This is a genomic window from Bradyrhizobium sp. SZCCT0153 (assembly GCF_018129995.1).
In the GTDB taxonomy this organism is placed as follows: Bacteria; Pseudomonadota; Alphaproteobacteria; order Rhizobiales; family Xanthobacteraceae; genus Bradyrhizobium; species Bradyrhizobium japonicum_G.
Genome location: NZ_JAFCKS010000006.1, coordinates 189596 through 208472 on the forward strand (window position 1 = coordinate 189596; position 18877 = coordinate 208472).

18 protein-coding genes are annotated in these 18877 nt (G+C 65.2%); 5 read left to right on the forward strand and 13 right to left on the reverse strand.

The window, feature by feature from the left end; genetic code table 11:
* Positions 1–345: 345 nt before the first annotated feature.
* From JQ572_RS25435 to JQ572_RS25445, 3 genes are read right to left on the reverse strand one after another with little or no spacing between them, the layout of a single operon-like run.
* On the reverse strand, positions 346–1341 hold the full coding sequence (locus JQ572_RS25435) for a HupE/UreJ family protein (RefSeq protein ID WP_211385565.1): 996 nt from the start codon (positions 1339–1341) through the stop codon (positions 346–348).
* Complete coding sequence (locus tag JQ572_RS25440) at positions 1338–2204, reverse strand: peptidyl-prolyl cis-trans isomerase (RefSeq protein WP_211385566.1); 867 nt, start codon at positions 2202–2204, stop codon at positions 1338–1340. The genes JQ572_RS25435 and JQ572_RS25440 overlap by 4 nt, the downstream gene beginning before the upstream one ends.
* Positions 2205–2219: 15 nt before the next feature.
* A complete protein-coding gene (locus tag JQ572_RS25445; RefSeq protein WP_249129322.1) occupies positions 2220–4232 on the reverse strand; it encodes a DUF3604 domain-containing protein in 2013 nt (670 codons plus the stop codon).
* A gap of 254 nt (positions 4233–4486) precedes the next feature.
* Between JQ572_RS25445 and JQ572_RS25450 the strand changes: the two genes are divergently transcribed.
* Complete coding sequence (locus JQ572_RS25450; protein WP_211385567.1) at positions 4487–5182, forward strand: Crp/Fnr family transcriptional regulator; 696 nt, start codon at positions 4487–4489, stop codon at positions 5180–5182.
* 9 nt (positions 5183–5191) lie between these two features.
* Here JQ572_RS25450 and JQ572_RS25455 read toward each other — a convergent pair whose 3' ends face one another.
* From JQ572_RS25455 to JQ572_RS25465, 3 genes are all read right to left on the reverse strand, one after another.
* On the reverse strand, positions 5192–7447 hold the full coding sequence (locus JQ572_RS25455) for a CHASE3 domain-containing protein (protein WP_211385568.1): 2256 nt from the start codon (positions 7445–7447) through the stop codon (positions 5192–5194).
* A complete protein-coding gene (locus JQ572_RS25460) occupies positions 7444–7866 on the reverse strand; it encodes a response regulator (protein WP_211385569.1) in 423 nt (140 codons plus the stop codon). The genes JQ572_RS25455 and JQ572_RS25460 overlap by 4 nt, the downstream gene beginning before the upstream one ends.
* Before the next feature lie 235 nt (positions 7867–8101).
* Positions 8102–8725: a BA14K family protein gene (locus JQ572_RS25465; protein ID WP_211385570.1), complete on the reverse strand. Its 624-nt coding sequence runs from the start codon at positions 8723–8725 to the stop codon at positions 8102–8104.
* Positions 8726–8973: 248 nt separating this feature from the next.
* Between JQ572_RS25465 and JQ572_RS25470 the strand changes: the two genes are divergently transcribed.
* The gene (locus tag JQ572_RS25470; RefSeq protein ID WP_211385571.1) at positions 8974–9381 is read left to right on the forward strand and encodes an NADH:ubiquinone oxidoreductase subunit NDUFA12; all 408 of its coding nucleotides are present in this window, start codon (positions 8974–8976) and stop codon (positions 9379–9381) included.
* Between the two features lie 341 nt (positions 9382–9722).
* Here JQ572_RS25470 and JQ572_RS25475 read toward each other — a convergent pair whose 3' ends face one another.
* Entirely contained in the window at positions 9723–10409 is a 687-nt protein-coding gene (locus JQ572_RS25475) for a DJ-1/PfpI family protein (RefSeq protein ID WP_211385572.1), read from the reverse strand.
* A gap of 91 nt (positions 10410–10500) precedes the next feature.
* Here JQ572_RS25475 and JQ572_RS25480 point away from each other — a divergent pair, with 91 nt between their 5' ends.
* Together JQ572_RS25480 and JQ572_RS25485 are read left to right on the forward strand one after the other, a co-directional pair.
* Positions 10501–11442 carry a GlxA family transcriptional regulator gene (locus JQ572_RS25480; RefSeq protein ID WP_211385573.1) on the forward strand — a complete coding sequence of 314 codons (942 nt, stop codon included), beginning with the start codon at positions 10501–10503 and terminating at the stop codon, positions 11440–11442.
* 12 nt (positions 11443–11454) lie between these two features.
* Positions 11455–11637 (forward strand): hypothetical protein, encoded by a 183-nt coding sequence (locus tag JQ572_RS25485; RefSeq protein ID WP_211385574.1) that lies wholly within the window; start codon positions 11455–11457, stop codon positions 11635–11637.
* A 6-nt stretch (positions 11638–11643) separates the two neighbouring features.
* Here JQ572_RS25485 and JQ572_RS25490 read toward each other — a convergent pair whose 3' ends face one another.
* The gene (locus tag JQ572_RS25490; protein ID WP_211385813.1) at positions 11644–12654 is read right to left on the reverse strand and encodes a Na+-dependent transporter; all 1011 of its coding nucleotides are present in this window, start codon (positions 12652–12654) and stop codon (positions 11644–11646) included.
* 14 nt (positions 12655–12668) lie between these two features.
* On the reverse strand, positions 12669–13616 hold the full coding sequence (locus JQ572_RS25495) for an alpha/beta hydrolase (protein WP_211385575.1): 948 nt from the start codon (positions 13614–13616) through the stop codon (positions 12669–12671).
* Positions 13617–13817: 201 nt separating this feature from the next.
* Here JQ572_RS25495 and JQ572_RS25500 point away from each other — a divergent pair, with 201 nt between their 5' ends.
* Entirely contained in the window at positions 13818–14858 is a 1041-nt protein-coding gene (locus JQ572_RS25500) for a DUF2155 domain-containing protein (protein WP_211385576.1), read from the forward strand.
* A 138-nt stretch (positions 14859–14996) separates the two neighbouring features.
* Here JQ572_RS25500 and aat read toward each other — a convergent pair whose 3' ends face one another.
* Genes aat through JQ572_RS25520 form a run of 4 tightly spaced genes read right to left on the reverse strand, consistent with a single transcriptional unit; the run spans position 14997 to position 18782 of the window.
* Positions 14997–15677 carry a leucyl/phenylalanyl-tRNA--protein transferase gene (aat, locus tag JQ572_RS25505; RefSeq protein WP_211385577.1) on the reverse strand — a complete coding sequence of 227 codons (681 nt, stop codon included), beginning with the start codon at positions 15675–15677 and terminating at the stop codon, positions 14997–14999.
* Positions 15678–15727: 50 nt separating this feature from the next.
* Complete coding sequence (locus tag JQ572_RS25510; RefSeq protein ID WP_211385578.1) at positions 15728–16831, reverse strand: sensor histidine kinase; 1104 nt, start codon at positions 16829–16831, stop codon at positions 15728–15730.
* Positions 16828–17268, reverse strand: a complete 441-nt coding sequence (locus tag JQ572_RS25515) for a response regulator (protein WP_211385579.1) — start codon at positions 17266–17268, stop codon at positions 16828–16830. The genes JQ572_RS25510 and JQ572_RS25515 overlap by 4 nt, the downstream gene beginning before the upstream one ends.
* Complete coding sequence (locus JQ572_RS25520; RefSeq protein WP_211385580.1) at positions 17265–18782, reverse strand: sensor histidine kinase; 1518 nt, start codon at positions 18780–18782, stop codon at positions 17265–17267. The genes JQ572_RS25515 and JQ572_RS25520 overlap by 4 nt, the downstream gene beginning before the upstream one ends.
* Positions 18783–18877: the final 95 nt, after the last annotated feature.

Genomic DNA, 18877 nt, shown 5'->3' on the forward strand with positions numbered 1-18877 from the left:
GGAGAAGACCGAGTGTTCCCTGGTCCTTGTCGGCGTCGCCCAAATGAGGTTGCGCAAGTTTTCGGCCGACGTTCATAGGGCTATAGGCGCCGACGTTCGCGCCTGGCTCGATCTCAATCAGCATAAGGAGGAATGCCAGGAGTCCGCAGCTCAGAGCGCCTGATGCTTTCATGTTCGTTCCAATCCACTTGCAGAACGCGCGGTCGGATTTGAAACGTCCGGCCGTGCAAGCCATGGTATTCGTCGTGTTAGATCAAAGGCCACCGAAGCGTAACAGGCCGCGGGAATTGACATTGATCACGAGCTACCAATTGAAGGCCGAAAGCGGTCCGAGCGATCTCCAGATCAGATCGCGAAACTACCGACCCGCGTCACGAACCAGACCATCGATATGGTGCCGATCAGATAGGCCGCGGTGAGGCGAGCCGGCATGACCGGAAAAGTGACGAGCGCTGTCGCCGCTCTGACCACGAGCAGGATCGTCGCAACGAACAGGAGCTGGCCGGCCTCGACGCCCACGTTGAACATCAGCAGAGCCACCGGGATATCCAGCTGCGGCAATCCGGTCTCCTTGAGCGCGCCGGCAAAGCCGAAGCCGTGAAGCAATCCGAAGGCGAACGCCACCACCCATGGATGGGCTTGCGAAAGCCGACGTTCGCCTGGCCTTATCTTGATGAGTTCGCTTGCCACGAAGGCGATGCTGAGCGCGATGGCGGCTTCGACCGGTTTTTGCGGCAGGTTGAAATAGCCGAGTGTGGCGCCTGCCAGCGTGACGCTGTGCGCGATCGTAAAGGCAGTGATGGTCTTCGCCAGAGTCCAGAAGTCGCGGATCAGCAGCATCAGCGCAAGCACGAACATCAGATGATCGAAGCCGGTGAGGATATGGTCGATCCCCAGCAACAGATAGGTCTTGGCCACCTCCAGCCTGCTCTGAGCGCCGGCCACGAGGATCGTCGAGGAGTCCGGGGTGATCCGCGCGACTTCCGTGGTGCCGTCGCGGTACTCGATCCGCGCCAGCGCATCTGTGACACCCGACCTCAGGCCATCGACGGAAATCTCGCGACCCTTCAATCCACCGGCGCAGACCACGCTCGATCGTTCGAAGAAGGACCCCGCCTGAATGGTCCTGACCGGCTCCGCTTTTGGTTGGCAAGACGCGGGCAGGCGAACATAGATGCCCAGACGCAAATCGCCGAGCGCCGGCACCTTCCACACCACCGCGAATTCGTCTGCTGCAGTTTCGCGGATGTCGAGATAGGCCGGCCGGAGTTCATCGGCCGCGGCGAGATTTGCGGCGAACAATTGCGCGAGAAGGAGAAGAATGCTGGCCAGACGGATCATGGGCCATTCACCGGTCTGGGACGGGCCTGCGGCTTCTCCTCCATGGTGACCCGGTAGCTCGTCAGCAGTGCGGCGAAGCGTTGTCCCTCGATCGCCTTTCGTTTGTCATTGCCCCATTCGCGCTCGACGGCGGCGCGAACTTCGGCTAGCGCGGGCATGCGTCCCGGTTGATGCTCCGTGACCCGGATCAGATGCAATCCGAAGTCCGACTCGACCGGGCCGGTCCACTGCCCGGGCGCGATCCTGTCGATAGCCTCGGCGAAAGCCGGTCCGAATGTCTGGCTGATCGAGGCCTTGCTGGTGAGCTCCAGCGTCTGCGGCAGCAGCGTAGCGTCCCCGAATTCACCCGGATCGATCGATGATTTGGTGCGCAGGATCTGAAGGGCCGACGCTGCGTCCCGATCGAGCCTGTCGCCATGCCGGTCCGGACTCAACAGCACCTGCACGAAGGCATACGCGGGATCGATTTCGAACTTGCCGGCATGGTCCTTCAGATAGATTTCGAGCTCGGCATCGGTTGGCGACAGGGTCGCAGTCTCGGCGCTGTTCAGAAACTCCATCTTGAGACGGAGGCGACGACGAATGATCGTGTCGTCCCGGTCGAGACCCAGCGCAAGCGCCTCGCGCACGAAAATCTCCTCCTTGACGTAGTCGTCGATCAAATTCTTCAGTTCGACGCTTGCCGGCGGCCGCTGCCAGATCGCTGTAAACTGAGTGGCAAGGCGCTCGACCCGGGACTCCGTGATGATGATCTCGTCAGGCTTGCCCGCATCAAAGCGATTGAGGAGGCCGTAAGCGGCGAAGACAGCGACCGCCAGCGCCAGGAAATGCAGCAGCGGCTCTTCGAGCAGACGTTTGATCATGGTTCCGGCCGCGGCTTATGATGGCGTGTACCAGACCGGCGAGGTCCAGGCGCGCTCCTGATGCTTCATCGGCACCTCCGGCGGCATCTTGATCCCGAAGCGGAATGCGTCATAGGCGGTCCAGCGCGGCGTCGGGATCTCGATGACACGAGCATAGTAGAACGCCCGCACGGATCGATCGAAGTCCGGATCCTTCCAGACTCCGACGAGTTCGGAAGCGCCGATGCTGTTGGTCCAACTGGCATGCGCCACGTCGACGGTGTCGCCGACCGGCGGCAACTTGCCGTCCTTGCCGGGCCTGCGGCGCTGCGCATCGCTCCACACCACGTTGTAGATATTCTCCTGCGGCTTGCCGGCCTTGTCGAGCCAGCCCTTGACGATCTGGATACGGTCGAGGTTGCCGCCCAGCGCATCCTTCATCGCCGCGATCAGGAAGGTCGGGGCCTTGCCCGCCGCCGGAGGCTTCGGCAGATCCGCGCCCATCGGCACACCCTTGGCGTAGCCGGTCTCGGCGACGTAGCGCGAACGCGCGTCATCGACCGTGAAGTCCCAGCCGGCGAACAGACGAACCGTCATGCGGGTGCCCGAGGTCGCGTAGACCTCCTTGCGCTTCATCGCGTCCCAGAGCGCTTCGCGGGTGTTCTCGGTCGCCCACACCGCCGCGTAGCCGGCGGCGGTATACTGCCACGTGTATCGCGTCTTGCCGAAGCCTTGCTTGGAGACGTGCTCCCAGCGGTTTGGACGCGGCTCCTGGTTGACATGCTTGCCGTAGAAATTGTCCTCCTCGATCGAGGTCAGCGAGTTGTGCACGTCGGTGCCGCCGATGAAGCCGAATTTGAACGGATTGATGCCGAGTTTCTGCTCCTGCATGAGGCCCTGCAACAATCCCCAGCGGAGATAGTTGGTCGGCATCATTTCCCGCGACAGCGGCTTGTCCTCGAGCGTCAGGTTGCCATATTCCCAGCCGGCGATGCCGAAGTCCGCGAATTCGTCGTTCGGCGACAGTGCAGGATGCGTCTCGCTGGCGCCTTTTGTCTGCATCATTTCCTGCAGCACTTCCCAGCGCGCGCGTCGCTCGGCGTAGTCCTTCGAGAGCGGCTTGCCGGCGAAATCCACCAGTTCGAACATACGGCCATTGGAAAGGTTGGCGTTATGCGGGATGGCGAGCAGCTTGCCGCCGGTTTTCTGCTCGTATTTCTCCATCCACGCCCAGAGTTTCTCCGGGTCTTCGCTCTGCCAGGCCGAGAACGGCAATATCTGGTCGGCCTTGTCCTTGTTGTCGCGGAACAGCACGTTGCGATGCAGATTGTTGCCGCCGGGAACCGACGTCCATTCGAAGCCGATCATCGCGGTGAAGCGTCCGGGCTCGTTGAACTTCTCCGCTGTCGAGGTGTAGTCCTGCCAGACCGATTTCATGATGGGAGCGACGACCTTGGGGTCCTTGATCGGCGCGGGCAAAGTGCCTTGGGCCTGCGCCGACACGAGCTCGTTCATGGCATCCTGTTGCGCTTTGCCGCCGGTCTTCAGCGCCTTGCCCCAGCGCACGAGAGTGGAATCCGAAGCAAATGCCGGGTTGCCGTCGGCGACCTGAAACATGAGGCCGAGCCCCTCGGCGTGATCCGACACCACGAGGAAGTCGAGCGGGCGCGAGAGCTTTGCCGGTACGCCGGATGAGGACACAACCTCTTCGCCGCGCGCGAAACGGTAGGCCTGCTCCGGGCTGAGCTTGTTGCCGCCCATGAACGCATCGCCGGAATTGGCGGTGTGGTGATGCGTGTCGCCGAAGAACACGCGGGTCGGATATTTGCGTCCGGCATAGGGCGAATAGCGCTTTTTTGCCTCGACGGCTGCGGTCGTCTCCGGTGTGCTTTCGCGGCTGACGCCGTCGTCGGGATCGAACGCGCCCTTGACCGAGACATCATCGCTGGCGATTCCAGCCGCTGCGGATTGGGCTTGAGTGTTTTCGGGAAGGGCGACCGCAAGCCCAAATCCGGCAATCACGATCGCGATCGAGCGTCGGGCCATCATTTTGTTCATCCTTCATTGGCACGTCTGTGAGACGGCCGACGCAACAAGTCGGACTTGGTTCAACCTTGATGAGCTAAAGAACACGCTGCTGACATTGTGGGCTCGAGCCCAGCTTACAATTTGCGCGGGTAGACCGTCGCATTCGGCCAAGCGCGCCGCTGCACAAGTTGAGATGGATCAAAAAAGCGAACTGCCCACCAGAGTATCAGGAGATGGGATCGACGAATGTTCACGGGTGGTCAATTGGAGGTCTGATGTTGCACCGCAATGAGGCGTGCAGAACGGTCCTCAAGCAAGGCTGGCTGAGCCAGACGCCTGCATCGTTTCAGGGCGAAGTCCTGGCTCGATGCCTGCTCCAGCGGTTCAAGCAGGGCGCGTCTGTCTACTCGATCGGCGACAAGCCCGGCGGCATGTTCGGTCTTGTGGCCGGGGGTCTCGGTGTCACGATGGCACCACAGGAAGAGGGGCCCTATGTCGCGCATTTTGCGATGCCCGGTACGTGGTTTGGAGAGGCTGCCGCCTTCACGCGTCAGCCTCGGATGATCGGCCTCACGGCCACCCGAGATAGTGAATTGTTTCACCTGCCGCTCTCAGCCGTCGACGAGATCGTCAAGCGTGATCCTTCTGCGTGGCGATATCTGGGTCTGGTAACGCTTGATCATCTACGCCTGTCTCTGGGAGCAGCCGACGACCTCATGATACGCAACCACGTCAAACGGTTCGTCGCCGTTCTGCTTCGTACCGCGGGTTGCAGGCTCACAACCCCCCCAAGCCAGTGCCCGATTGAGATCGACATCAATCATGAGGATCTCGCGCGCATGACCAATGTTGCGCGCACGACTGCCGGCGCGATCTTGCGTACGCTGGAAGCCGATGGATGCGTGGCGCTGTCGTATCGCCGCATCGAGATGCTTGCGCCGGACCGGCTGAGGAGAATGCTGCGCGAATGACTTGGCGCGTCAGCCCGTCGCCGTCCCGCCGTTCAGCGCCTTCCTGATCATCTCGGCGAGCTGGTTGCGGCGGTAGGGTTTGGTCAGCAGCATCACGCCGTCGTCGAGCTTGCCGTGGTGGACGATGGCGTTGTCGGTGTAGCCGGAGGTGTAGAGCACCTTCAGGCCGGGACGGCGCCTGGCCACCTCCTCGGCGAGCTCGCGCCCGCTCAAGCCGCCGGGGATGACGACGTCGGTGAACAGCAGGTCGAACGGCTGGCCGGCCTCGATCAGCTCCAGCGCGGCGCGGCCGTCGGGCGCGGCGACCGTGTTGTAGCCGAGGCTCTGGAGCTGCGCGGTGACGAAGTTGCGCACGAGGTTGTCGTCCTCGACGACGAAAATGGTCTCGGCGCCGCCTTCGGCCTGCGGCGTCGTGGCAGCGGCCACGTCCGTCATGCCTTCGCCCGGCGGCAGATAGAGCTTGATCGTGGTGCCGTGGCCTTCCTCGCTGTAGATCTTGATGTGGCCGCCGGACTGCTTGACGAAGCCATAGACCATGGAGAGGCCGAGGCCCGAACCCTTGCCGACCTCCTTGGTGGTGAAGAACGGCTCGAACGCCTTCTGCTGGACCTCGGCCGGCATGCCGGTGCCGGTGTCGCTGACGGCGAGCATCACGTAGGGGCCGGGCCGCACATCGGGATTGTTCTGCGCATAGGCCTCGTCGAGCACGACCCGGTGGGCCTCGAACAGCAGCTTGCCGCCGTTCGGCATGGCATCGCGGGCGTTGATCGCCATGTTGAGCACGGCATTGGTAAGCCGGGACGGATCGATGTGCGCGGTCATCGGCCCCTGTTCCAGCACGGTCTCGATCTGGATCTGCTCGCCGAGGGTGGGGCGCAGCAGTTTGGCGATGTCCGCGACCGCGGCGTTGATCTCGACGTTGCGCGGCTGCAGCGGCTGCCTGCGCGCAAAGGCGAGCAGGTGCTGGATCAGCTCGGCGCAGCGCTCGGCGGCATCGTCGATCAGCCGCGCCACGCGCTGCAGCTCGGGCTGCTGCTTCAGGCTCGCGACCAGCGTCTCGGTATTGCCGGAGATGACGGTCAGCATGTTGTTGAAGTCGTGCGCGACGCCGCCGGTCAGCTTGCCGATGGCGTCCAGCTTCTGCGACTGGTGCAGCTGCCGCTCGGTCTCGCGCGAAACGGTCGCGTCGTGATAGACCAGCACTGCGCCGGAGACGTTGCCTTGCCCGTCAAGCATCGGCCGGCCGCTGACCATGAGGTGACGGGGCTGATTGCCGCTGTGGGGGCGGACGATCATCTCCAGATTCTCGAACGGCTCGCCGCGCAGCACGCGCACGGAAGGCAGCTCCGCGGGCTTCATCGGCATGACGCCGTCGCCATGAAAGACGTCCGACAGCATCCGCAGATCGCGCAGATTCATGCCGGCGCGGTGCAACAGCATGCGCTCCGCGGCCGGATTGGACAGAAGAACGTTGCCCTCGACGTCGATGACCAGCACCGCCTCCGCCATGCTGCGAAAGGTGCTCTGCAGAACGTTGACCGACAGGCGCAGCTCGTCATGCGCGGTGACCAGATGCTCGGTGCGCTCTGCCACCGCCGCCTCGAGCACTTGCTTGGCGGCCGTGGTCTCCAGCAGCGTGCTCTTGAGCGCCACCTCGGTGCGGCGGCTCTCGCGCATCACCATCACGACCAGCAGCAGGATCACCAGCGCACCGGCGACGTCGATGCCGAGCAGCACGATGCCGGTGCGGCGCGAATCCCGGGAGCGCGCGGCGAGCACGCGCTCTTCCTCTGCGCCCAGACGATCGAGGTTGCCCATCACCGTTTCCATCAGGCCGCGGCCCTCGCCCTTGCCCTGGAGCGCGGCAATGCCGTCCTGATCGTTGCCGGCGCGCAGGCGCATGGCCTCGGCGGCGATCTCGATCCGTCGCAGCGCCAGCGGCTCGGTGCCCTCCAGCAGCGCGACCTGGTCGGGATTGTCGCGCACGCCGCGCTTGAGGTCGGCGAGTGCCGGCGCGATCTGGGCGTGGACTGCCTGGAACTCCTCGCTGAAGCCCGGGCTGCGGTAGATCTCGTAGCCGCGTGCGGCGCTCTCGGCGCGGCGCATCAGGCCGCGCAGATCGGAGATCTTCTTCAGCACCTGGACGGTATGACTGACGTGGGCCGCATCGGACCGCGACTTGACGTCGAGACCGATCGAGGCGGCGGTGATGATCAGGAGGATGGCAAGTCCAGCACCGAGAATGACGCGCTGCGTTGGGATCAAGGGACTTCTTTCTTGTCCTTCGGCCGTGTGCCGTCGCCCGGCCCGGCGAGGCATTCCCGGATCGTGGTCAGCAGCGCGTCCGGCGTGAACGGCTTGCGCAGGCAGCGTGTCGCGCCGAGCTCCAGCGCCATGCGGAGGAAGTCGGGAGAGGGCGAGGCCGATGATGCGAAGGCGTAGCCGGACATCGCGATCAGCGGGACCGCCGGCGCGCGCTCGTGGAAGATGCGGATCGACTCGAAGCCGCGCATATGCGGCATGAAGATGTCGACCAGCATCACCTCGAAGGCCTGTGCTTCCAGCGCAGCCAGTCCCGTTTCGCCGCCGTCGGCCAGCGTGACGTCGAAGCCCTGACGTTGGAGGAGGACCTCGATGGTCGCGCCGACCATCGGATCGTCATCAACCACGAGCACACGCGGCATGACATTTCCCAGTAATCGAAGTCCCCACGATCATCGGTGATATAGGCGAATCGTGCGGCGGGTCAATTTGGGATTGGATAGGGATAGGTATGCACGGTGAAGTGAATACAGGTCCGCTTGCATAGCATTGTCCGAAATGTCTCCGATAACGAGCACGATGCGCGCCAACACCTGAGGCGCGAAAAAAGGCGCCGCATCGCTGCGACGCCTTCTTCTTCAAGCGTTGTCGGTCGGCTTACGGGCAGGGATGACGCAGGCCATCGTAACCGAGATAGGTTCCCGAGGCCGGGTCGTAGGACCGGTAGCGCTGGGCGCAATAGCCTGCGGAATCGCCGCCGCTGTCGGGCACGACCGCCACTGACGGTTCGTCATAATAGCTGTCGTCGCCGTAGTAGTAGGGATCGTTGTAGTACCCGCCGCCGTAATAGGCGTACGAGCCGAGGCCGCCGATCGCAGCGCCTGCCGCGACGCCGGGCCAGAAGCCGCCGCCGTGATAGCGCCCGCCGCCGCCGTGCCAATGACGGCCGCCGCCGTTCCAGTTGTTGCCTGCGGCTGCTGCGAAGCTGCGGCCACCGCCGCCGCCGATGACAGCTCCGCTACGTGAAGCTGCGCTTGCCGCGAAGCTGGCGCCGCCGCCGCCAACACGTGCCGCACCGAAATTGCCGCCGCCCATGCGGGCGCCGCCACCCCCAAAATGGGCACCACCACCGCCACCGCCGATGTGTGCACCGCCGCCTCCGCCGAAGTGGCCACCGCCACCACCGCCATGGCCACCGCGGCCCTGGGCGAAGCTCGGTGTCGCCAACGGAAGAACCAACGCCACTGCTGCAGCGGCACTCAAGACTTTAAGGCTTCTCATGGTCAAACTCCTTTTCCCGGAAGCAAACCCCGCGAAAGGGCCATAGTTCCTGGGATCGCGACGGTTTGCGCGGGTGCAGTCAGCGTCTCATCGGGCCGCTGTATCCAGCATGAACGGATCGCGTCCGATTTGGGGCACTGTCCGTGCCGGGAAGACCCCATCGGCAGCGCGGCACCGCCGCAGCCGCCGAACTGGACATTTCGCCGTCCGGATGGCATCAGGACCCGACGAAGCAGGGCCCTTGCCGCATGAAACAATTCTTCCTCAAGTTCTTCACCTGGTGGAGTGGCCAGACCTTTGGCACCCAGCTCTGGACCAGGCGCTACGGCGAGCTGGTCGGCCAGGACGAGCAGGGCAATCTCTATTATCGCACCCGCGGCGGGGCGATCGACCCGACGCTCGGCTTCGAACGGCGCTGGGTGATCTATAACGGCTATGCGGAAGCGAGCCGTATCCCGCCGTCCTGGCACGGCTGGATGCATCACACCGTCGATGTGCCGCCAACGCAGGAGAACTACCAGCCGCGCGAGTGGGAAAAGCCGCACCAGCCCAATCTCACCGGCACGGCCAACGCCTACCGTCCCTCGGGCTCGACGCTCGCCAGCGGCAAGCGGCCGAAGGCCACCGGCGACTACCAGCCCTGGACGCCTGGCTAGCCTTCGGCCCAACGCGAATCTTCATCGCCGGATTGGATGCACGCGCATCCGCCTCACCCTGCTGTGGACAACGGGAACAGCGGGGATGATTCCTGCTCGGGCGTTGCAGCCACGCGAGCGATGCGGCTCAATAGTCCCATCTTGCGGAGATGGGAGACCATCGCGTTCGGTTCGGGCAACAGTTCGCGACTGTCCCGAGATGCAGCGGCCGCCGACCAGGACTCGATCGGGAGATAGGCCCCCGGTCTGGAAGTTCCGAAATCGCCCGATGAAATGTGCAGCCGCCGTAAGACAGGAAAGGCCGCTCGGGAAACCGGGCGGCCTTTTTCTGTTTCTGGTTCCTACATCAGCCGCGCGGCGGCGCGCTTCACCGCATCGATCCGGCGCGCCTGGCCCTGCGCGCCACGTTCCCTGAGCAGCGCCACCACCTCGGCGGGTGCGGTGTCGGGCGAGCCTGCATTGAACGGCGGTGCCGGATTGTATTCGAGCTGAAGCTGGATCGCCTCCGCGGTGATGCGGTCGACCATGATCGACACCAGCGTCAGCGCGAAATCGATTCCAGCGGTGACGCCGCCGCCGGTGACGCGGTTGCGGTCGACGCAGACGCGCGTTTTGGTCGGTGTCGCGCCGAACTGGCCGAGCATCTCCATCGCGCTCCAATGCGTGGCGGCGCGGTAGCCCTTCAGCAGGCCGGCAGCGCCGAGCGCCAGCGATCCCGTGCAGACCGAGGTGACATACTTCGCGCCTTCGGCCTGCTTGCGCAGGAAATCCAGCACCTCTTCGTCATTGAGCAGATCGTTGGTGCCGCCGCCGCCGGGCACGCAGATCACGTCGAGCTGCGGGCAGTCGGCGAATGTCGTGGTCGGCGTCAGCATCAGCACGGAGTCGCTCGGCACAGGCTCGATCCGTTTCCAGATCAGATGCAGCTTTGCGCCGGGCACGGAGGAGAACACCTGCAGGGGACCCGTGAAGTCGAGCTGGGTGACGCGCGGAAACACCAGGAGTCCGATCTGGAGCGGTGACGACATGAGAGCCTCCAATTATGTGCTTGACGGAAGCAGCCTCTCATGATGCCCTTCCGTCCAAAATGGCGTATTTCCCTCGCTTTCGGACATGACCATGATCGGCATTCTGATCTTCCCGGACTTCCAGTTGCTCGATGCGGCCGGCCCGATCTCGGTGTTCGAGATCGCGGCGCGCTGCACCGGCAAGACGACGACCGGGATCCGCGTGCTGGCGTTGAACGCGGGGCCCGTGCGCAGCTCGTCCGGCGTGGAGATGATGGCGCGCGACTTCAAGTCGGCGAATGCGATCACCACGCTGGTCATTGCGGGAGGCGCGGGCGTGACGGATGCCGCGCGCTGCGAGGTCACGCGCGCCTTCGTGCAGCGGCTGGCACGGCGCGGCGTGCGGGTCGCCAGCGTCTGCTCGGGCGCCTATGTGCTGGCCGAGGCCGGCCTGCTCGATGGCCGCCGCGCCACCACGCATTGGGGACGCACGCGGGATTTCGTCGCGCGCTATCCCAAGGTGAAGTTCGAGCCCGACCAGATTTTCACGCGCGACGGTCATGTGTGGACGTCCGCAGGCATCACCGCGGGCATCGACCTTGCGCTCGCGATGGTGACGGAGGATCACGGTGAGCAGATCGCGCAGGACACTGCGCGGCAGCTTGTGCTGTATCATCGCCGCAGCGGCGGCCAGTCGCAATTTTCGTCGCTTTTGGAATTGAAGACGCCGAACGGTCGCTTCGGCGCGCTGCTGTCCTGGGCGCGCGAAAACCTCGACGCCCGCTTGACCGTGGAAGATCTCGCCGATCGCGCCGGCATGAGCGCGCGGCATTTTGCCCGCGCCTTTGCCGCCGAGACCGGCACGACACCGTCGAAAGCGATCGAGCGCTTGCGCATCGAGGTCGCCCGCGAACGCGTGCAGTCCTCGCGCGAGGCGATCGAGCTGGTCGCGGAAGCGACCGGCTTCGGCGATCCAGAGCGCATGCGCCGCGCCTTCATCCGCGCCTTCGGCCAGCCCCCGCAAGCGCTGCGGCGCGCGGCACGGGCGGGGTAGAAGCATCGGATCATGTGGACGAAATCAATCGGCCAGCTCTTGTTCGTCAACCTCGCGATGATCGCATTTTGCCTCGGGCAGCTGGCGAGACGGCGCTTTCCAAAAACGTACACCGCTGTCGATCAAGCCCTGTCCGGCATCGAACTCGTGTTTACGGCTGTCGTGTTTTTTGGACCGTTTTATTTCACCGGCTGAAGAAGGTTACGGTTCAGCCGCCAGCTTTCCCGCCGCCGCGGATGTTTGCGCCCGCGCCGTCAGCCGCCGCGCGATCGGCGTCAGCATGTAGGGCGCAAGGTGGATCGGAAACTGCGTCATCGCGAAATAGAGCCAGGTGGTGGGCGGCAGCGCGCCGGCGGTGGCCGCCAGTATCACGCCCAGATTGCGCTGTGACACCATCAGGCCGAGCGCCAGCGCGCGCTCATAGCCGATGCGGCGGAACAGCAGCGTGGTCACGGCGAGCAGCGTGAAATAGATCGCGAAGGCGAGAGCTGCAAAGCCGATGGTGAAGATCGGCCGGGCGACGAGATCGCTCGCGACATCGCCCATGATCGCGGTCGCGAACACCAGCAGGATGATGATGTTGAAGCCGTCGATCGGCTGCCTGTGGCGCTGGATCGCGGCCGCGCCGAAGACCCATCGGATCACGGTCGCGGCCAGCAGCGATGCTGCGAGGATGCCGAGCAACTTCAGGCCGAGCGCAAGCGGAGAGATGCTGAGCATGTCGCCGAGGAACAGGCTCGCGAACAGCGATGCCGTGAACGGCACCAGCGCGGTCGCGGTCACCAGCGTGACCAGCACGAGCGTGGCGTCGAGGCCCATCAGCGCGGCCAGCGCCGGCGCGGCCATCATCGGCGAGGCGATGCTCTGGAGCATCAATGCCAGGGCAAGGCCGGGCGAGCGCGCCGCGAGCCCGCTGGCATGGACGATCAGCCCGACGATCAGCGGCACGCCGATCATGGTCCAGGCGGTCGCGGTCGCGACCAGCGCGGGCCGGCGCAAATGGCCGTAGAGCGCGGCCAGATCGACCCGCATGAAGGAGATGCAGAGCAGAACGAAGATCGCCTCGGTCACATAGGGGCGCAGCAGCGCCCCGAGCGGCGGCACCGCGACCGCGACGAACACGACGGCGGCCACCGCGCGGGTGCCCTGGCCGCCGAGCCATGTCAGCCCGCGCAGGGGGAGGGCGAAGAGGTTTTGAAAGACGGATGGCATGCGGGACGTCGGAATCAGCCCAACCCTTTCAGCCATTCGCCGATCTCGCTGACGGCGACATTGGCCTGGCGCAACAATTTTCCCATCGTGAAGAAGCCGTGGAACTGGCCGGGATAATGCCTGTAAGCCACGGGCACGCCGGCCTGCTTCAGACGCTCGGCATATTCGTCGCCTTCGTCGCGCAGGGGATCGGCGCCGGCGGTGAGCACATAGGCCGGCGGCAGGCCGGCAAGGCTTTTCGCGCGCGCGGGCGATGCGCGCCAGTCGTGGGGGTCGGCGGTGCCGTTGAGGTAATGGTCGCGAAACCAGCGGATCACCGAATGGGTCAGCAGCACGCTGGTCTCGGGCTCGCTGTGGGAGCCGTGTGTCATGGCGAAATCGACGGCGGGGTAAATCAGGAGCTGGCCCGCAATCGCAGGACCGTTGCCGTCGCGCGCGGCAAGCGCGACGACGGCGGCGAGATTGCCGCCGGCGCTGTCGCCGCCGATCGAAATGCGCGAGGCGTCGATGCCGAGCTCGCCCGCGTTCGCGGCGACCCATTGGGTCGCGGCGATGGCATCGTCGGTCGCGGCGGGAAACTTGTGCTCGGGCGCGAGGCGGTAATCGACCGAGATCACGATCAGGGCGCCCGCGACGGCGAGCTGGCGGCAGACGACGTCGTGGGAGTCGAGATCGCCGATCACCCAGCCGCCGCCATGGAAGAACACCAGCGCGGGGGACAAGCCGCCGTGCCGGCGCGGCTGTTTCGGAACGTAGATACGCCCGGGTATCGCGCCGTGGGGCGCCGGGATCGACAGCGCCGTGACGCGGGCGAGTTCCGGCGGCTCGGGGTTGGTGGCAACACGGGCCTGCAAGTAATAGGCGCGCGCTTCCGGTGCGGTCAGGGTCTCGTAGGCGGGGCGGCCGGCCTCCTGGAAGGCCTTGTAGACGGCGGCAGCATCGGGATCGAGCGCAACGGGCATGGAGGCGACCTGGCGGTTTCTGGTTGGTTGGACGTCGGCTATCAGGGAAAGCCCGCTTTGGCCCCGGGGAGAGGCGTATCGACTATCCCATCCGGGGGCCGATCTGGCCAGACCGGGCCGGGAAGGGCTGGGATGCCGCCCTTCCCCCGCCGTATTCGCCGTGTTAACCGGATGGCCTGCGAGCGGCGGTACCCCTCTAGAATGTCCAGCAAACCCGATTCGCTGTTGAAGCCGCGCGAGATGTTTCGAACCTTTACCCTGACAGGTCTTGCGGCGCTTTTGGCCGCCACAGCGCTGACGGTTGCGACGCCGGCTCAGGCGCAGATCGGCACGATCTTCTCCGATCCCCCGCCGCTGCGGCCGCCCGGGAGCATTCCGCGCGGCCAGCCCCAGCCGCAGCCAACTCCCGAAGACGACGAGGAGGTGCCGGAGTTGCCGCCGCAGGGCCGCGTGCTGCCGTCGCGCCCGATGCCGCCGCCGGGCCGGCAGGGCAATGTGATGCCGGGGCCGGTCGAGATCCAGCCCTTGGCGCCGCCGCCGGGCTCCAGCGCCGCGCCGCCCAACCAGCTACCCTCCGCGGCGATCGCTCCGCCCAGTCCGCAAGGCGCTCCGGGTGCGCCCGGTCAGCGCCAGCCGCAGCAGAAGGGCGGACCGGGAGGCGCCGTGCCGCAGGCGCCCGCGAGCCTGCAGCCGGGCGACGAGGTCGTCACCGAACCGCCGGCCCAGAAGATCGTGAACAAGAAGGCGACCTTCTCCGGTCTCGACAAGATCACCGGACGCATCATCAATTTCGACGAGGAGATCGGCGAGACCGTCCAGTTCGGCGCGCTGCGCGTCAAGACCGACGCCTGCTACACGCGGCCGGCCACGGAAGCCGCCAACACCGACGCGTTCGTCGAGGTGGACGAGATCACCTTGCAAGGCGAGGTGAAGCGCATCTTCTCGGGCTGGATGTATGCGGCAAGCCCGGGCCTGCACGGCGTCGAGCACCCGATCTACGACATCTGGCTGACCGACTGCAAAGAGCCGCAGCAGACGATTGCGACCGCGGCACCGGATCCCGGCACCAAGCCGGCGACGCCACCGCCGCCGCCCGCGCAGAAGAAGGCCGCGCCCAAGCAGGTGCAGCAGCGTCCGCCGCAGCCGTTGCCGCCGATCCAGCAGCAGCAACCCGCACCGCCGCCACCTCCGCCGCCCGAGCAGCGACCGGGTCTGTTCGGCATCCCGGGGTTTGGCCGCTAAAGCGCGATGAGATTGGGATGAATCGTCATCGCGCTTCAGGTTTTTGTTTGAGCATGATCTTTTCGGAAAACCGCTTCGCACTTTTCCGGATCATGCTCTAGGCCAAATCCCCCCGGATCCGGCCGCTAATTTCCTTGATTATTGCCGCGCGGCGATGATCTCGAGCGCGCGTGCGCCCGGGATGGATTCGCCGCCAGACAGCCTCAGGAAATCGCCGGGCTCGCCCGCGAGCGCCTTGTCGAGCAGCGCCGTGTAACGCCGCCGCGAAATCTCGGCCGCGCCAAAACTCTTCAGGTGCTCGGTGACGTATTGCGTGTCGAGCAGCTCGAAGCCGCCATGGATCAGCCGCGCGACCAGATGCACCAGCGCGACCTTCGAGGCGTCGCGCGCGGTGTGAAACATGCTCTCGCCGAAGAAGGCGCGGCCCAGGCTCACGCCGTAAAGTCCGCCGACGAGGTCCTCACCCTGCCAGGCCTCGACGCTGTGGCAATGGCCGAGCTCGTACAGGCCGCCATAGAGGTCGCGGATGCGCTTGTTGATCCAGGTGTCCTCGCGTCCGGCCTGCGGCGCGGCGCAGCCGGCGATCGTCGCCTTGAAGGCGGTGTTGACGGTGACGCGAAACGCATTCGAGCGCACGGTGCGCGCGAGCCGCGAGGCCACGCGAAATCCGTTGAGCGGGATCACCCCGCGCAGTTCCGGCTCGACCCAGAACAGGGTCGGGTCGGCGGCGCTTTCGGCCATCGGAAAGATGCCGCAGGCATAGGCGCGCAGCAGCACGGCCGGCGTGATTTCAGACGAGGCGGAGTCGCGCGAAGTCATGGTTCACGATCATAGCAGGATCGTCACGCGGTTGCGATGGGTGGTGCGGCTCAGCTCGCCGCGGCGGTATTGGTCTTGCCGGGGGCATCCGGCACACGGCGGAACCGCAGGATGATGCGGGTCCCGGAATGCGCGGGGTCGCGCTCGACCGAGGCGTCGAGCTTGAGGGCCATCGCCGCGACGATGCGCTGGCCCATGCCGGTGGAGCGCGGATCGGCCTTGACGTTGTCGCCCACGCCGTCGTCGGTGATCGACAGCAGCAGATCGTCTCCTTTCGAGCTCAGCTCGACGTGGATCGGGCCGGCGCCGTCAGGATAGGCGTATTTCACCGCGTTCATCACCAGCTCGTTGACGATGATGCCGACGGCGACCGCACGGTCCGGATCGATCTCGATCGGTTCGGCCTTCAACGTCAGGCGCGACATCCGGTTGCCCTCGGCCGAGCGTCTGAGATCCTCGAGCAGCGAGTCCAGATACTGGTTCAGGACCACGCTCTTGAGGTCCTGCGAGGTGTAGAGGCGGCGGTGCACCTGCGCGACCGCGGCGACGCGGCCCATCGCATTGGTCAGCGCCGCCTTGACCTCGTCCTGCGCGGCCGAACTCGCCTGAAGATGCAGCAGCGAGGCGATGATCTGGAGCGAGTTGCCGACGCGGTGGTTGACCTCGCGCAGCAGCATTTCGCGTTCGGCGGCAAGGGCCGCGTAGCGGTCGCGCGAGGCGTGGATCTCGGCTTCGGCTTCCTCGCGCGCCTTCTGCAATTCGGCCTGGCGCAGCGCGCCGTCGGCGGCGACGTGAAGCAGGGGGATGAAATCGCCCTTGACGTCCTTGACGAGATAATCGGCCGCGCCGGCCTTGAGCGCGGTCACCGCGATGCTGGAATCCTGCGAGGCGGTGACGAAAACCACCGGCGGCGCGCCCGGTATCGCCATGATCTGCTCGAGCGTCTCCAGCCCGTCGAGGCCGGGCATGTACTGATCGAGCGCCACGACGTCGATGCCGCCGGCCGTCCCCGCGCGGCGGATGAGATCGAGGCCTTCCTCGCCGCTTGCGGCATGCACGACCTTGTAGCCGCGCCGCGTCAGGCCGCGATCGACCAGGCGCGCCAGCGCGTCGTCGTCGTCGATGTAGAGCAGTGTCGGCGTGTGCTGGTTCATGGGGTGGCGGGCGGGACCTGGATGACCGAGAAGAACAGGCCGAGCTGCCGGATGGCATTGGCGAAATTCTCGTAGTTGACGGGCTTGGTGATGTAGACGTTGCAGCCGAGCTCGTAGCAGCGCTTGATTTCCTGGGAGTCGTCGGTGGTGGTCAGCACCACCACGGGCGAGGCCTTCAGATATTTGTTCTCCTTGATCTGCTTCAGGATGTCGATCCCGGTCATGTCGGGGAGGTTGAGATCGAGCAGGATCAGGAGCGCATTGCCCTTCTGCACGAGCCCGCTGCCGTCGGCCCCGAACAGGTGCTTCACCGCGTCAGTGCCGTTGGCGAAGGAGATGATCTCGTTGTTGACGCCGGACCTTCGGATGTTGCGCTCGATCAGGCGCGCGTGTCCCTCGTCGTCCTCGATCATGATGATGCTGACGGGCTGAGTCATTGGTCGGCGTTCCGGTTGCTGGTGTTCCAGGTGATGGGCAGCGTGATGGTGAAGGTGCTGCCCGTATTCAGTTCCGATGATACCGACATGGTGCCGCCGAGGCGGCGCACAAGTGCACGCACATGCGCAAGCCCGATGCCCTGACCGGGCTTGTCCTGGGTTCCCGCGCGGCGAAACAGGTCGAATATCCGCTGGTGATCCTTCGGATCAATCCCCCGCCCATTGTCGCTGATCTCGAAGATAGCGTAGCCGAGCTTGGTGCGCCCGCGAATTCTGATCTCCCCGGGAGTGCCGGGCTTCAGATACTTAACGGCGTTGTCGATCAGATTGGAGAAGATCTGCTCCAGCGCGAGGCGGTCGCTGACGAGATCGGGCAGGGGAGCGATGTGGATCTCCGCCTGCGCCTCGGCGGCCTGATGCGCCAGGGTCGACACGATCGCTTCGATCAGCTCGCTTGTGTCGATCTTTTCCGGCTGGAACTCGCGCCGGCCCTCGCGGGTGAGATTGAGGATCGCCGAGATCAGGCGGTCCATCTTGGCGATCGACGACTTGATGAAGCCGAGCGCTTCGGAAAAATCCGCTGAAAGCTGCTTGTCGGGGCCTTCGAGCGCGATCTCGCCGGTCGAAGGCGGCGGCCCGTCGGCCGGGACATGGGTGAGGCCGCCGATACGGCGGAAGATGTCGCCGCCAAGCTCTTCCAGTTCGCTGGTGAAGCCCATGATATTGACGAGTGGCGAGCGGAGATCGTGGCTGACGATATAGGCAAAGCGCTGGATCTCGTTGTTGGCCTCACGCAGGTCTGCCGTGCGTTCATCGACCACGGCCTCCAGATTGACGTTGGCATCGCGCAGCCGCGCTTCGGCCTCGTCACGGGCGCCCGCGGAGCGCCGCACCAGCCAGGTCGAGATCAGGGCCAGCAGCACGACGAGGCCCGAACCGATGCCGGTCATCGATGCCGCGAGCGTCTGGCTGCGGTCGGAATTCACGGTTCGGAGCCGGAACAGGCGCTCCTCCTCCTGGATCATGACGGCCGCGACCTTGCCGATCTCGGCCGTGGTGTCGGCGGAGGCGGCCTCGCGGACCAGCGCGGTGGCCTTGTCGAGCTGTCCCTGCTGGACGAAATCCACCTCTCGCGCGAACTGGCCGAGCCGGGTTTCGATCGCCGCGCTCAGCTTCTCGATGCTCTCGCGCTGCGCAGGATTGTCGCCGGTCAGGCGCGTGAGCCTGTCCAGGGCAGGTATGATCGCGGCCACGGCCTTGTCGTGGTCGGCCTTGAAATCCGCCCCTTGCGTCAGGAGATAGCCGCGGGTGGCACTCTCGGCACGCCGGATTTCCAGGAGCAGGGCGTTGATCTGGTTCTCGGCCTCGATGGTGTGAACCACCCATTTGCTGTCGTCTCTGGCCTTGTTGACCAGATAGACGGAGCCGGCGCTGATCACCGTCAACACCAGAAGACCCGCTGCGATCAGCAGGATCTGCCAAAATGCACGCCGTCGCTGCCACTCGGCTGTCACGACGGCCTCACCTGATCAGGTTTAACGGAATTCAAAACGCCCCCTCGGAACTGTCCCCAAGGTCCAGAACGTGATTGGGGCCAACGGGTTCCAGA